This window comes from uncultured Selenomonas sp. (assembly GCA_905372355.1).
Lineage (GTDB): Bacteria > Bacillota > Negativicutes > Selenomonadales > Selenomonadaceae > Selenomonas.
The window spans coordinates 39,339-52,776 of record CAJPOT010000004.1 but is presented as its reverse complement, the minus strand read 5'-3'; the positions used below and the strand labels follow the sequence as shown (position 1 = coordinate 52,776).

General features: G+C 57.5%; 11 protein-coding genes. 9 read left to right on the top strand and 2 right to left on the bottom strand.

Annotated elements, in window-relative coordinates; genetic code table 11:
* Positions 1–48: 48 nt before the first annotated feature.
* Genes moaA through moaC form a run of 6 tightly spaced genes read left to right on the top strand, consistent with a single transcriptional unit; the run spans position 49 to position 5,675 of the window.
* Complete coding sequence (moaA, locus tag QZ177_RS03385) at positions 49–1,035, top strand: GTP 3',8-cyclase MoaA (RefSeq protein WP_294175529.1); 987 nt, start codon at positions 49–51, stop codon at positions 1,033–1,035.
* A 3-nt stretch (positions 1,036–1,038) separates the two neighbouring features.
* On the top strand, positions 1,039–1,965 hold the full coding sequence (locus QZ177_RS03380; protein WP_294175528.1) for an MOSC domain-containing protein: 927 nt from the start codon (positions 1,039–1,041) through the stop codon (positions 1,963–1,965).
* Entirely contained in the window at positions 1,950–3,122 is a 1,173-nt protein-coding gene (gene mobB / locus QZ177_RS03375; RefSeq protein ID WP_294175527.1) for a molybdopterin-guanine dinucleotide biosynthesis protein B, read from the top strand. Before QZ177_RS03380 ends, mobB begins: the two co-directional genes overlap by 16 nt.
* Positions 3,123–3,125: 3 nt before the next feature.
* The gene (locus tag QZ177_RS03370; protein WP_294175526.1) at positions 3,126–3,815 is read left to right on the top strand and encodes a class I SAM-dependent methyltransferase; all 690 of its coding nucleotides are present in this window, start codon (positions 3,126–3,128) and stop codon (positions 3,813–3,815) included.
* A 27-nt stretch (positions 3,816–3,842) separates the two neighbouring features.
* The gene (locus tag QZ177_RS03365) at positions 3,843–5,183 is read left to right on the top strand and encodes an MFS transporter (RefSeq protein ID WP_294175525.1); all 1,341 of its coding nucleotides are present in this window, start codon (positions 3,843–3,845) and stop codon (positions 5,181–5,183) included.
* Between the two features lie 15 nt (positions 5,184–5,198).
* A complete protein-coding gene (moaC, locus tag QZ177_RS03360; protein ID WP_294175524.1) occupies positions 5,199–5,675 on the top strand; it encodes a cyclic pyranopterin monophosphate synthase MoaC in 477 nt (158 codons plus the stop codon).
* An 88-nt stretch (positions 5,676–5,763) separates the two neighbouring features.
* Here the strand turns inward: moaC and QZ177_RS03355 are convergent, their stop codons facing one another.
* On the bottom strand, positions 5,764–6,804 hold the full coding sequence (locus QZ177_RS03355; protein ID WP_294175523.1) for a nuclease: 1,041 nt from the start codon (positions 6,802–6,804) through the stop codon (positions 5,764–5,766).
* A gap of 157 nt (positions 6,805–6,961) precedes the next feature.
* Positions 6,962–7,666: a Bax inhibitor-1/YccA family protein gene (locus QZ177_RS03350; RefSeq protein WP_294175611.1), complete on the bottom strand. Its 705-nt coding sequence runs from the start codon at positions 7,664–7,666 to the stop codon at positions 6,962–6,964.
* A 595-nt stretch (positions 7,667–8,261) separates the two neighbouring features.
* On the opposite strand from QZ177_RS03350, the gene glmS reads away from it, so the two are divergent.
* From glmS to QZ177_RS03335, 3 genes are all read left to right on the top strand, one after another.
* A complete protein-coding gene (gene glmS / locus QZ177_RS03345) occupies positions 8,262–10,091 on the top strand; it encodes a glutamine--fructose-6-phosphate transaminase (isomerizing) (RefSeq protein ID WP_294175522.1) in 1,830 nt (609 codons plus the stop codon).
* A 24-nt stretch (positions 10,092–10,115) separates the two neighbouring features.
* Positions 10,116–11,618, top strand: coding sequence for an IMP dehydrogenase (locus QZ177_RS03340; RefSeq protein WP_009646802.1), 1,503 nt, complete (start codon positions 10,116–10,118; stop codon positions 11,616–11,618).
* Between the two features lie 264 nt (positions 11,619–11,882).
* Positions 11,883–13,208 carry a hypothetical protein gene (locus QZ177_RS03335; RefSeq protein ID WP_294175521.1) on the top strand — a complete coding sequence of 442 codons (1,326 nt, stop codon included), beginning with the start codon at positions 11,883–11,885 and terminating at the stop codon, positions 13,206–13,208.
* Positions 13,209–13,438: the final 230 nt, after the last annotated feature.

Below are 13,438 nucleotides of genomic sequence, written 5' to 3'. Positions count from 1 at the left end.
CGCCCTTTGGGTATGATTATCGGATATTCATGGTAAGAGAGGCGTCGTATGCTTGATTTCTATCGCCGCAAAATCGAATATGTGCGCATTTCCGTGACGGATCGCTGCAATTTGCGCTGCCGTTACTGTATGCCGGCAGATGGCGTGGAGAAGCTCTCCCACGAAGATATTCTGTCCTTCGAGGAGATCGTGCGCGTCGTGCGTGCTCTCGCGCAGCTCGGCATACGCAAGGTGCGTCTGACGGGCGGCGAGCCGCTCCTTCGGCGCGGCATCGTCGATCTCGTGCGCGAGATCAAGGCGGTCGAGGGCATCGAGCGCGTCGCTCTGACGACGAACGGCGTTCTCCTCGCCGACCTCGCAGAGGAACTTCGCGCCGCAGGGCTTAACGGTGTGAACATCAGCCTCGATACGCTGACGGAGGACGCTTTCTCTGACATCACGCGCCGTTCTGCCTCGCTTCTGTCCGTCGTGCGCCAGGGCATGGAGGCGGCGCTCGCTGCAGGACTCAAGACGAAGCTCAACTGCGTGCCGCTTAAGGGAGTCAATGAAGCGGAACTTGTTTCGCTCGCCGCCCTCGCGAAGGAGCACCCGATCGACGTGCGCTTCATCGAGCTCATGCCGATCGGCATGGCGAAGGAGGCGGGGCTGACGGGCGTGCCGACCGCTGAGGTGCGCCGCATCTTGGAGGAATATTTCGGTGCGCTCGTTCCTGTAGTCAAAGAAGCGCTCACCGGTCCCGCCACGTGCTTTCGGCCGGCAGGATTTCGCGGTGCGCTCGGCTTTATCGACGCGCTGGAGCACAAGTTCTGCAGCTCGTGCAATCGCGTGCGGCTGACGGCGGAGGGCTATCTGAAGCTGTGCCTTGCGTTGGATGCGGGGCTTAACCTGCGCACACTTCTGCGCACGGGTGCGGATGACGCGGCTCTCTTCAGGAAGCTGCGGCAGGTGATTGCCGAAAAGCCGCGCGAGCATCACTTTGAAGCGGCGGGCGGCGCGGGCGAGGAGAAGCGGCGCATGTACCAGATCGGAGGGTGAGGATTGGGAAAGATTGTAACGATTGCCGCGAGCGAGCGGCGCGGCACGAAGAAGAAGCCGCTGGAAAAGGCGCTCTTTCATGTGGGGCACGGCATCGTCGGCGATGCGCACGCGGGGAAATGGCACCGGCAGGTGAGCTTTCTGGGCGCGGCGGAGATCGAGGCGTTTCGCGCACGCGGTGCGACGGTCTCCCACGGCGATTTCGGCGAGAACATCGTCGCAGAGGGCTTCTCCTTCCGTGAGCTTCCCGTCGGTACGCGCCTCGCGGCGGGCGATGTCATCTTCGAAATTACGCAGATCGGCAAGGAGTGTCATGCACACTGTGCCATCTACGCGGCGGTCGGTGACTGCATCATGCCGCGCGAGGGCGTCTTTGCGCGTGTGCTGCACGGCGGCACACTGAAGCCCGGCGACGAGCTGCACCTTTTCGAGGGCAAGCTGCCGCTTGATGCCGCCGTCATCACGGCGAGCGACAAGGGGGCGCGCGGCGAGCGCGAGGACAAGAGCGGCGACTTGGCGCAGCATCTGTTGGAGGAAGCGGGCTATCGCATCGCACGGCGTGTGATTTTGCCCGACGATGAGGAGGCGCTCGCGAAGGAGATGCAGGAATGCGCCGATCTCGGCGTCGCGCTCGTCGCCACGACGGGCGGCACGGGCTTTTCCGAGCGCGACGTGACGCCCGAGGCGACGCGAGCCGTCATCGAGCGCGAGGCGCCGGGCATTGCCGAAGCGATGCGCGCCCTCTCGATGCAGGTGACGCCGCGCGCCATGCTGAGCCGCGCCGTATCAGGCATCGCCAAGCGCACGCTGATCGTCAATCTGCCAGGCAGCGCCAAGGCGGTCGAGGAGTGCCTCGGCTTCGTCCTGCCGCAGTTGGCGCACGGCATCGAGATCCTGCGCGGTGACGCAAGCGAGTGCGCGAGAAAGTGAGGCTGCAGAGCCTCGCCGATGTGACGCTTCTCGTCGTCGCGGGCGGCAGAAGCCGGCGCATGGGCGAGGACAAGCGTTGGCTCGATGTCGGCGGCGTGCCGCTGTTGGAGGGGCTGCTGAAAAAGGCGGCTGCTGCGGGATTTGCAGAAATCTTCCTGTGCGTCGAAGAAAGGAGCGAGCGCCTGCAGGACTTGGCAAGCCGTTATGGCGCGAGGATTCTCGTCGATGAAACGGCGGGGCAGGGGCCTGTGGCGGGGCTTTCGCGCGGCCTTGCGGCGAGTTCTCATGCTTGGTCCTTCGCCGTGTCGGCGGATATGCCCTTTTTCTCCTTCGACGCAGCGAGAGAACTTCTGCCCAAGGCGGAGCGTATGGCACGAGCTGTCGTTCCCGTCGCCGAAGGACGGTGCGAGCCGCTTGCCGCGCTCTACCACAAGGAAACGGCGCACGTGTTCTCTGCAGCTATGGTGGCAGGCGAGCGCAGCCTTCGGCGAGCGACCGCCGCGCTTCCCGTGCTTGAAGTTCCCGTTCGCGCAGGCGCATGGTTTTTCAACGTGAACACGCCCGCCGCCCTTCGCTTGGCGCGCGGCCGAGCGGCGAACCTCGTGCGCCGCGTGCCCCTCGTATCCATCGTTGCTCCCGCATCGGGCACAGGCAAGACAACCTTTGTCGAAAAGCTCCTGCCGCTCTTGACCTCGCGCGGCGTGCGCGTCGGCGTCGTCAAGAGCGATGCGCACGGCATTGTCCTGAACGACGGAACGAAGGACAGCGGACGCTTCCGCGCGGCGGGCGCGTCGAGCGTCGCCGTCGTTGCGCCTGTGGGCTTCTGGCTCTACGAGCGCACGCAGGAGAAGCTCTCGCTGGAAGTCGCCGCCGCACGCATGACGGACGTCGATCTCGTGCTCATCGAGACGCGCTCGCACGGCGTATTTCCCGCCTTGTCGCTCTGGCGCGAGCTGGAAGAGCCGCTGCTCGACGAGCGCGTCGCGGCGCTCTTCTCCTCTTGCCATGAGCGGCAGGCGGAAGGGATTTTGCAGCTTGACCTCGAAGCTATGGAGGATGCCGCACATCTCGTCCTTTTTCTGATGGGGCGGGAGGAAGGATTCGATCTGCGTCGAATCGCATGGGACGGCGGCCACAGCGGAAAGGGAGGCGCATAGTGCATGAATGATATCGAAAAGAAAGAGCGCAAGGTGCAGCGCGCGTATCGCCAGCTCGGCAATATCGCGCGCCTATACGACGGCATGATGACGAATACGAGTTGGGCGGGGCGCTTTGCCATCCGCTGGCTCTGGGGCTTCGCCTCCTATCCGGAGTTTCTGGCGATGGCGTATCGCGGACTCCCCGCAGATTTTCGCGGCAGGCTGCTCGAAGTTCCCGTCGGCACGGGCGTGCTGTCGTTTCCGCATTATGAGAAGATGAAGGAGGCGCAGATCACCTGCCTCGATGTTTCGGAGACGATGCTGGAGGCGGCGAAAAAGCACGCGGCGAACTTTTCTCTCGGCGCGACAGACTTTGCGCTCGGCGATGTCGGCGATTTGCAGTATGCGGATGAAACTTTTGATTTCGTATTGTCCGTCAACGGCTTTCACGCGTTTCCCGAGAAGGAGAAGGCGTACCGCGAGACGGAGCGCGTCCTAAAGCGCGGCGGCATATTTTCCGGCTCGATGTATGTGCGCGGCAAGAGCCGGCGCACCGATTTTTTCGTCAAGCAGTTCTGCGAGCGGCGCGGCTTCTTCTCGCCGCCCTACGAGACGGAGGAGAGCCTGCGGGAAAGGCTTCAGGCGATGTACGGCGAGGTCGACATCATGACGATCGGCTCATTCGCAGGCTTTCGTTGCAAGAAGATTTAAGTTGTTTTCATGAGGAGTGTTGAATCAATGGCTGATGAAATGGCATGGAAGAATCTCGGTCCCAATCCATCGCGCAAGGAGATCCTTGCATGCTGGAATCCCGAGGACGCGGGCTTTTGGGAGAAGTATGGCAAGCGTATCGCGACGCAGAATCTCTACACCTCGACTTGGGCGCTCGTCCTGAGCTTCGTTGCGTGGACGCTCTGGGCGACGATCGCGGCGAAGCTCAAGTTTATCGGCTTCAACTTCTCGGACGATCAGATTTTCACGCTCGCGGCGCTGCCCGGTCTTGTCGGCGCGACGGGACGCCTGTTTTACACGTATCTGCCGGGGCTGATTGGCGGCAGGAACTCCACTTTCATCACGACGGCGCTTCTTCTGCTGCCGCTCTTCGGCTTGGGTCGCGCTCTGCAGGATCCCACAACGTCGTATGAGACGTTCGTCCTTCTCGTGTCTTTCATCGGCATCGCGGGCGCAAACTTCTCCGCTTCGATGGCGAATATCGGCTTCTTCTTCCCCAAGGCGAACAAGGGATTCGCGCTCGGCATCAATGCGGGCATCGGCAACCTCGGCGTATCGCTCATCTATCTGACGACGCCGATCCTCTTGGGCTGGAATCTCTCCTCGTTCTTCGGCGAGGGCGTGCCGGGTCCTGACGGCATGATGTATGTGCAGAATGTCTGCTACTTCTGGACGATTCCGACGGCGCTGACGCTCGTCCTCGTCTGGCTCTTCATGGACAACCTGCCGCTGCCGAAGCAAAGCCCCAAGAGCATGATGTCCATCTTCGGCAACAAGCATACGTGGCTCATGTGCTGGATCTACACCTGCGGCTTCGGCTCCTTCATTGGCTTTTCGGCGGCGCTCGGACTGCTCGTCGCGAAGGAGTTCCCCGAGATGCCATTCTCTTATGCCGCTTTCCTCGGCCCCTTCATCGGCGCGGGCATCCGTCCCGTCGGCGGTCTTCTGGCAGACAAGATGAACAGCGGTTCGCGCGTCACGCTCATCTCGCTCTTCGTCATGCTCGGCGCGAGCTTCCTCGTGCTCTTCGGCGTGGAGGCGCATCGCTTCCCTGTGTTCTTCGGCGCATTCCTGCTGCTCTTCTTGACGACGGGTTTCATCAACGGCGCTTCCTTCCGCATGATTCCTTACATCTTCAACAATCCGTTCCACTCCTCGCTCGTCACGGGCTTCACGGCGGCGATCGGAGCCTACGGCGCGTTCTTCATCCCGAAGCTCTTCGGCTTCGCCTACGCGAACTACGGCGTCGTCGCTCCCGCCTTCTACATCCTCATCGCGTTCACGGTCAGCACCATCGTCATCACATGGTACTTCTACGACCGCAAGGGTTCGGGAATCCGTTGCTAGGATGAGGTGCGTTTCATGGTAAACGAATTGACGCATTTTGATGCGGCGGGCAACGCGCACATGGTCGATGTCAGCGAAAAGAAGGAAACGGAACGCATCGCGCGTGCGAGCGGCCGCATCCTCGTAAGCCCCGCCGTCTACGAGGCGATTGGGAGCGGAACGGCAAAGAAGGGCGACGTCCTCGGCGTCGCGCGCATCGCCGGCATCATGGCGGCGAAGAAGACGAGCGACGCGATCCCGCTGTGCCATCCGCTGCCGCTGACGCGCGTGAGCATCGACTTCGAGCTTCTGCCCGAAGCATCTGCGGTCGAAGCGCGTGCCGAGGTCAAGACGCGCGGCGTCACGGGCGTCGAGATGGAAGCGCTACACGCTGTGAGCGTCGCACTCTTGACGATCTACGACATGTGCAAGGCGCTCGACAAGCGCATGGAAATCACCGCGCTGCATCTTGACGCCAAGAGCGGCGGCAAGAGTGGCGATTTTCAGCGCTGATGGAAAATCAGCAAACGGCAATAAAAATCCCGCGCACTTTTGAGGTGCGCGGGATTTTTATTGCTTCGCCGATGGTTGGCGATGTTTTTCAATTCAAATTGGGCATCTTTTGGTGCAAGGCTTTGATTTCTTCGATCGACAAGTTTGTGATACGTGCAACCATATCGACGGGAAGGCCTTCTTTGAGCATGGAAAGAGCCGTTTCTCTGCGGGTGTTTTCTGCACCGCGCTCCATGCCTTGGGCGATACCGCGTTCCATGCCTTGGGCAATGCCACGCTCCATGCCTTGTTCATAGATGCCTGTACTCAAATTGCACATCGTTTTCATCTCCTCTTCTATATCTGTAGTTGTATCCATATCGAATTCATCTTTCAGAAGTTGCTTCTTTCTCATCGCTGGTGTTCGTGTGTCTTTGAACAGCAGACGTAAGAAGCGGATGAGCCAATCTTCATCGGGTGGCTGCTCTTCGCCGAGATAGATTGTGATGATGCTGATCAGGTCATAATCCGCGTGATTGGCCTTATATTCATGAAGAATATGATGCTCATTGAGATCGTAGCGATTGATGGAGCTTTTGCCATCGGGCGAATCCATGCAAAGCCAGATGCTGTAGACCTTTTTGAGGTCATCGTAGGATGAGCCTGTAAACTCGGTTTCTTTCTGAGATGAAATCAAACGACTCGCATAGTAAATGGCTCGTTTCAAGAGTGCATAGCCGAGTTTGGAGCTTCGTTGAGTTCGTTGTGCTTCGACGTTGATGATCAGGGTGATGAGCTCGCCCGATTTCGGAACACGCGCATGAAAGAGGATGTCAAAACGAATCCAGCCTTCCGTGATGCCGATATTTTCCGTAGCGGAACTGAGAAACTCTTTTGGGGAGCGCGGGGTGTTTCCAACCGCATTGGTCATATCCCTGTCAATAGGAATCTCACTGATCTGCGGTGTGCCTTCAATATATTTTTCAGCAATATCGGAAATCGTCGCTTCTTTGAATTCCGGCACGGTTCGTTTGAGGAGGCGTGCCATGATAGTTCTTTGTGCAAGCAGGCGTTTGGCATGTTGATCATACGTCGGATTTCGATAATCAGACGCATGATATTCCGACGGGAGGTCTTCGTTCTGCTGCATGATGCAATGTCACCTTCTTTGCCTTTATTATATCATCGAAACGCCATTCTATCCAGTGTCGACAAAGAGTGGCGGATTGTTTTGAGAAAATGCGAAAAAGCCCGCCCATTCCCCACTTCGATAAGTATTGGAGGAATAGGCGGGCTTTGCTTTGCGTTCAGTCTCTTCCCGATAGCATACGCAGCAAATCGAGAATCTCGACGTAGAGCCAGATGAGGGTCACGAGCAGCGAGAAGGCGCAGTACCATTCGTAGTCTTTCGGCAGGCCTTCCTGCACGCTGCGGTTGATGAGCTCATAGTCCATGAAAAGGCACAGCGTCGCGACGCCGATGATGACGAGCTCGATGGCGATGGCGACGATGCCGCCGTCGTGCAGCATGGGGAAGTGGATGCCGAAGAAGCCGAGCACCATTTCCGCAATGTACGTGAGGACGACGCCCGTCAGAGCGATCATCGTGATGCGCATGAACTTCGAGTTGACCGTCACGAGGCCGCGCGCGTAGACGAGTCCGGCGGCGATGGCGATGCCGAAGGTCAGCATGACGGCATTGACGAGTATGCTCGGCGAGATGAACGCAAGCGTCACGGATAGGCACGCGAGGCACATGCCTTCTAGGATCGCGTAGAGCGGTGCGAGAAGCCCCGCCGTGCCGGGCTTGAAGGAAACGATCAAGGCCGTGATAAGCCCCATGACGGCGGTGACCATCGTCGTCGTCGGCGTTGCATAGCCCGTGAGCCAAGTGATGACGGCAGATGCCGCGACGATGAGGACAAGTCCCGTGCTCTTTATGGCGATGCCGCTGTAGCTTGCGGCTTCGCCCGAAAAGACGGCGTCCGTTGCTCTGCTCACTTTGGATAACATGGGATTGTTCAAGAGATCAGCTCCTTTGCTGTAGTTGATGAACCAAGGCGCAGACAAGCTGCGACTTTCTTCTATTATAAAGGGAGGCAGATGTTTTGTCTACGTTCCTCATGAAATGTAAAGGAAGCGCTGATAAAATGAGGTCGCCCAGATGTGCGAAGATGGGTGGCTGAATTTATCAGTGCTTCCTAAAGAAACGGTGCATCACGAGCAGCAAAAGAGGGCGCGTGAATCCTATTGACAAATCAGGGCAGATAAACTAAAATAGCAAAAATATACATCATGCGGTGCGTGAAAAAATGCTTTCATGCGCTGAATATGAGCGGTCTGCCTGTCGGCCGCGGTGATGGGAAGGAGCATGGGAGAACGGAAAAGGCGTATGCCTTAGCGCGAGACCTTGCAGGAGCGTACTGCAAGGGGACGAGGAAGAGGTTGTCGAACATTCAGCGGATGCCTCTCGGCTGCATCGGTCGTAAAAAGCTGCAAAGCCCCTTGGTGACGAGGGGGACAAGGCAGTTCATAAGATGGGCAGGAACAGAAATGAATATGGAATGGCAGGCGTTTTGCCTGCCGGAAACTTAGGAGGTTTTTGCCTATGTGTGGAATCGTTGGTTATGTCGGCAAGCGTCAGGCGACGCCGTTTCTCATCGAGGGGCTGACGAAGCTTGAGTATCGCGGCTATGATTCGTCGGGCATCGCCGTCTTGAACGAGGATAAGATCCGCGTGGAAAAATGCGTGGGGCGTCTTGCCGAACTCAAGCGAATCATCGAAGGAAATGAGCCGGCAGGTCATATCGGCATCGGTCATACGCGTTGGGCGACGCATGGACGTCCGTCGGACAGCAACGCACATCCGCATACAGACTGCGCGGGAAATTTCGCCGTTGTGCACAACGGCATCATCGAAAACTATATGTCGCTGAAGGAAGATTTGATTGAAAAAGGTCATTCCTTCAAGTCGGAGACGGATACAGAGGTCGTCGCACACCTGTTGGAGGAAGTCTACAACGGCGACTTCGAGGCCTCGGTGCGCGAGGTGCTTTCTCGTATCGAAGGATCTTACGCTCTCGTATTCATGTCGCGCGAGCATCCCGACCGCCTGATCTGCACGAAGCAGGACAATCCGCTTGTCATCGGTCTCGGCGAAGGGGAGAATTTCATCGCGTCCGACATCCCCGCGATCATCGCGCGCACGCGGCGCACCTACATCGTCAATGACGGTGAGATGGCGGTCGTCAAGGCGGACGGCGTGCATATCACGAATCGCCGCGGCGAAGTCGTGACGAAGAAGGTCTTCGAGGTCAACTGGAACGCCGAGGCGGCGGAAAAGGGCGGCTACGAGCACTTCATGCTCAAGGAGATTCACGAGCAGCCGAAGGCCGTACGCGACACGATGTCGCCGCGCATTGCCAAGGACGGCAAGCATATCGTCATGGACGAGCTGCGCTGGAGCCGCGAATTCCTCGACTCGTTCAATAAGGTTTACATCGTCGCCTGCGGCACGGCGTATCATGCGGGTCTTGTCGGCAAGTACTACATCGAGAAGCTCGCGCGCATCCCCGTCGAGGTCGACGTTGCGTCGGAGTTCCGCTACCGTTCGCCGATCATCGACGAGAACACCCTGATGATTGTCGTCAGCCAGTCGGGTGAGACGAGCGACACGCTCGCTGCCTTGAAGGAAGCCAAGCGTCTCGGTGCGAAGAGCCTCGCCGTCACGAACGTCGTCGGCTCGTCCATCGCGCGTGAGGCCACGCAGGTGCTCTACACCTGGGCGGGACCTGAGATCGCCGTTGCCTCGACGAAAGCGTACACGACGCAGCTCATCTTGATGTTCATGCTCGCCGTCTACATGGCAGATCTCAAGGGAACGCTAGCGAAGGAGCGCAGCGAGGCTTTGATCGAGGGACTTACAAAGATTCCCGCGCAGATCAGCGAGACGCTGAGCGACGTCGAGCCGATCAAGACGTTTGCGAAGCAGTACGGCTTCAACGAGGACGTCTTCTTCATCGGACGCGGTCTCGACTATCATGTGGCGCTTGAAGGCTCGCTGAAGCTCAAGGAGATTTCCTATATTCACGCCGAGGCCTATGCGGCGGGCGAGCTCAAGCACGGCACGCTTGCGCTCATCGTCGAGGGCGTGCCCGTCATCGCGCTCGCGACGCAGAAGAGCGTCTATGAGAAGACCTTGTCGAACATCAAGGAAGTCAAGGCGCGTGACGCCGTTGTCATCGGCATTGCCGCCGAGGGCGATACGGAACTCGAAAAGTACGTCGATCACGTCATCCACGTGCCCGAGACGGATGAGCTTCTGATTCCTCTCTTGACGGTCGTGCCGCTGCAGCTGCTTGCCTACTTCGCTGCCATCACGCGCGGCTGCGACGTGGACAAGCCGCGCAACCTCGCGAAGTCCGTCACGGTCGAATGATGCTAGAAGAAATGAGGGGTTAAAATGGCATATTATTTCACAGAGCCGTCGCATACCTTTGGTGAATACTTGCTCGTGCCCGGGTACTCCTCGGAGCAGTGCGTTCCGGCGAATGTCTCGCTTCAGACGCCGCTCGTGAAGTTCCGTCGCGGAGAAGAGCCGAAGATCAAGATGAACATTCCGATGACCTCGGCGATCATGCAGGCGGTATCGAACGACACGATGGCGATCGCTTTGGCGCGCGAGGGCGGCGTGTCCTTCATCTACGGTTCGCAGACGCCCGAGCAGGAAGCGGCGATGATCTCTCGCGTCAAGAACTATAAGTCGGGCTTCGTGAGCAGCGATTCGAACATCAAGCCGACGACGACGCTCGGCGAGGTCTTGGCGCTCAAGGACGCGACGGGACATTCGACGATGGCGGTCACGGAGGACGGCACGCCGAACGGCAAGCTCGTCGGCATCGTCACGAGCCGCGACTACCGCGTGACGCGCATGAGCTTCGACACGCCCGTCAAGGACTTCATGACGCCGTTCGAACGCCTCATTTACGCAGATGCCAATCTCACGCTGCCGCAGGCGAACGATCTCATCTGGGAGCACAAGCTCAACATGCTGCCGCTCATTGACGAGAACCAGCGCCTGCGCTACATGGTGTTCCGCAAGGACTACACGGACAATAAGGAGAATGAGCTTGAGCTGATCGACGAGCGCAAGCGCTATATCGTCGGCGCGGGCATCAACACGCGCGACTACGCCGAGCGCGTGCCGGCGCTCCTTGAGGCGGGTGCGGACGTCCTTTGCATCGACTCTTCCGAGGGATATTCGGAGTGGCAGAAGAAGACGCTTGAGTACATCCACAAGGAATTCGGCGAGGATGTCAAGGTCGGTGCGGGCAATGTCGTTGACGGCGAAGGCTTCCGCTTCCTCGCGGATGCGGGCGCAGACTTCGTCAAGGTCGGCATCGGCGGCGGCTCGATCTGCATCACGCGCGAGACGAAAGGAATCGGCCGCGGTCAGGCTACGGCGGTCATCGACGTCTGCCGCGCGCGTGACGAGTATTTCAAGGAGACGGGCGTCTACATCCCCGTTTGCTCGGACGGCGGCATCGTGCACGACTATCACATGACGCTCGCCTTGGCGATGGGCGCGGACTTCATGATGCTCGGCCGCTACTTCTCGCGCTTCGACGAGAGCCCGACGGACAAGGTCAAGGTCAACGGCACCTACTACAAGGAATATTGGGGTGAAGGCTCGAACCGCGCGCGCAACTGGCAGCGCTACGACCTCGGCGGCGACCGCAAGCTGTCGTTTGAGGAGGGCGTCGACTCCTACGTTCCCTATGCTGGTTCCCTGCGCGACAACATCCACATCTCGCTGAGCAAGATCCGCTCGACGATGTGCAACTGCGGTGCGCTCAACCTCAGTGAGCTGCGCGACAAGGCGAAGATCACGCTCGTCTCCTCGACGAGCATCGTCGAGGGCGGCTCGCACGACGTCATCTTGAAGGACAAGTTTGGACGCGACTGATGTTTCGATCAACTGCATAGCAAAAGCCCTTCCGTTTCGGCGGAAGGGCTTTTAACGTGGTGCGCTGCATTGCGGACGAGGGGCTATATCAAGGAGCTGTTGACGACGAGAGGACAGCGCGGATGTGCGAAGATGGGTGCTGAACTTGTCAGCGCCTTCCAGTATTTTCCGTTTCTCGGCTTATAATAATAGGTGTGTTTAAGAAAAAAAGAGATTATTCGATAAAAAAGACGAAAGGGTTCGTTTGCCAGGGAGGGAATTGACATGACTTGCTTTGATGTGGGGGCATGGAAACAGGCATATACACGAGTTCGCTGGTCTTGTAATATGCAGACGGGAAAAACCTCATACTGGGTCGCGGACGATCCGCGCCTGCGCGCCAGCGTGCGTTCAACGCATCAGAAAACTCCTGCCTGCACGGTAGAGCTTGGTTGGGACAAGCTCTACGATACATTTGATGATGCTCTTGCTGTCGCTAATCATGTCTATGGGCAGGCACAACAGACGTATTATCGCACTGCTTTGGCGGATGACTATATTCTCGATGAATCGTATATTTGTCATCGTTCGTTTGCCCACTACGCTGGACATGATGAGTATGCGAAGAATCTTTCCTATGCACGGGAATTTTGGGACGATTTTCAGCTTTCGAGCGCCTACAGCAAGATGATGGGGCAGGGGGGAACGAAAAGCCAGAAGGATGTCGACGAGTTGATGGCGGCGGCAGAGGCGTATCGTTGGGAGAAAACCTATCGGAAATTCGATGTCTACGATGAGGATATGTTTGAGTTTGCCGACAAGATGCGCCGGGATACGGGCGTCACGGTTACAACGCGTGGTGGCAATGGTAGTCTGGCAATTTATCGCTATTTTGGCGATAAGCTTTGTAAAATGGGAAATACCACGTTTCAGTTTATGGCGAAGCATCAGGAGCATATCGATATCTGGGAAGATGCCGTCCGTGGGAAGTATGCAACGTTTGATGAACTTCATGAAGCTGTCTTGCAAACAGGAGATAAGCAGTTGGAAGCCGATTGGCAGGTGATGATGCGCGGCACAAAAGGAGGGCTGATTGATTCTGTAGAGCATAGAAGATGGCTTTACAACACAGTGGGTCAACCGCCGAGTGTAAGCGCGAGCAAAGGGGGGTATGACTCTTTAGAAGAGGGAAAGACAGCGCTTGATTTTTGGAATGAATTCCGCTATGATCGCGGTTTGACCGATACGTATGAGAATCATCGTTCAGTGAAGGACTTCTTCTGGGAGAATAGTCTCCATTGGATAAAGGATCGCAGACTGAGTGAATTTGCTGACGAGCTGTTCGATAAGAGTGATGCGGAAGTTCCGTATCTGACGGGAGCCAATGAACGGAGCGGCAGAAGTTATTTTGATGCACAGATCGATATCCTTCGTGATCGCATTCAAAGGCTGCGTCGCAAGCTTGCTGCAGCTAAGACCGGAAATGTTATCAGCGGAGGAAATACGAAGACCGAGGCGGAGTACAAGAGCCAGATTGCTGCTTTGGAGACGCAGATTGCCACGATTAAGAAGCAGCAGGAATTGGAGCAGAAATATAAGAAGTATAGATGAAGTTCATCGTTGCAAGGTGTCGTTTGCTGCATGTTTTTGCAGCAGGCGGCATCTTTTTCCTTGTTGTAAATTTCCCGATGAATCTCCCTAGGGTCTGGTCATCTAAAGCGTTTGACTTTTCCCGTCTCCTATGATATTATTTTACGGTAAATGTGTGCGTCTTTCGCGTAACATTTTTCAACCGCTCGGCGAGGTTTTGAAACGGCTTTGCCGTACCGTAGTCGGCGAGT

Coding starts and splice junctions, on each gene's coding strand:
- moaA (WP_294175529.1), top strand. CDS start 49: ATGCTTGATTTCTATCGCCGCAAAATCGAATATGTGCGCATTTCCGTG.
- QZ177_RS03370 (WP_294175526.1), top strand. CDS start 3,126: ATGAATGATATCGAAAAGAAAGAGCGCAAGGTGCAGCGCGCGTATCGC.
- QZ177_RS03365 (WP_294175525.1), top strand. CDS start 3,843: ATGGCTGATGAAATGGCATGGAAGAATCTCGGTCCCAATCCATCGCGC.
- moaC (WP_294175524.1), top strand. CDS start 5,199: ATGGTAAACGAATTGACGCATTTTGATGCGGCGGGCAACGCGCACATG.
- QZ177_RS03355 (WP_294175523.1), bottom strand. CDS start 6,804: ATGCAGCAGAACGAAGACCTCCCGTCGGAATATCATGCGTCTGATTAT.
- QZ177_RS03350 (WP_294175611.1), bottom strand. CDS start 7,666: ATGTTATCCAAAGTGAGCAGAGCAACGGACGCCGTCTTTTCGGGCGAA.
- glmS (WP_294175522.1), top strand. CDS start 8,262: ATGTGTGGAATCGTTGGTTATGTCGGCAAGCGTCAGGCGACGCCGTTT.
- QZ177_RS03340 (WP_009646802.1), top strand. CDS start 10,116: ATGGCATATTATTTCACAGAGCCGTCGCATACCTTTGGTGAATACTTG.
- QZ177_RS03335 (WP_294175521.1), top strand. CDS start 11,883: ATGACTTGCTTTGATGTGGGGGCATGGAAACAGGCATATACACGAGTT.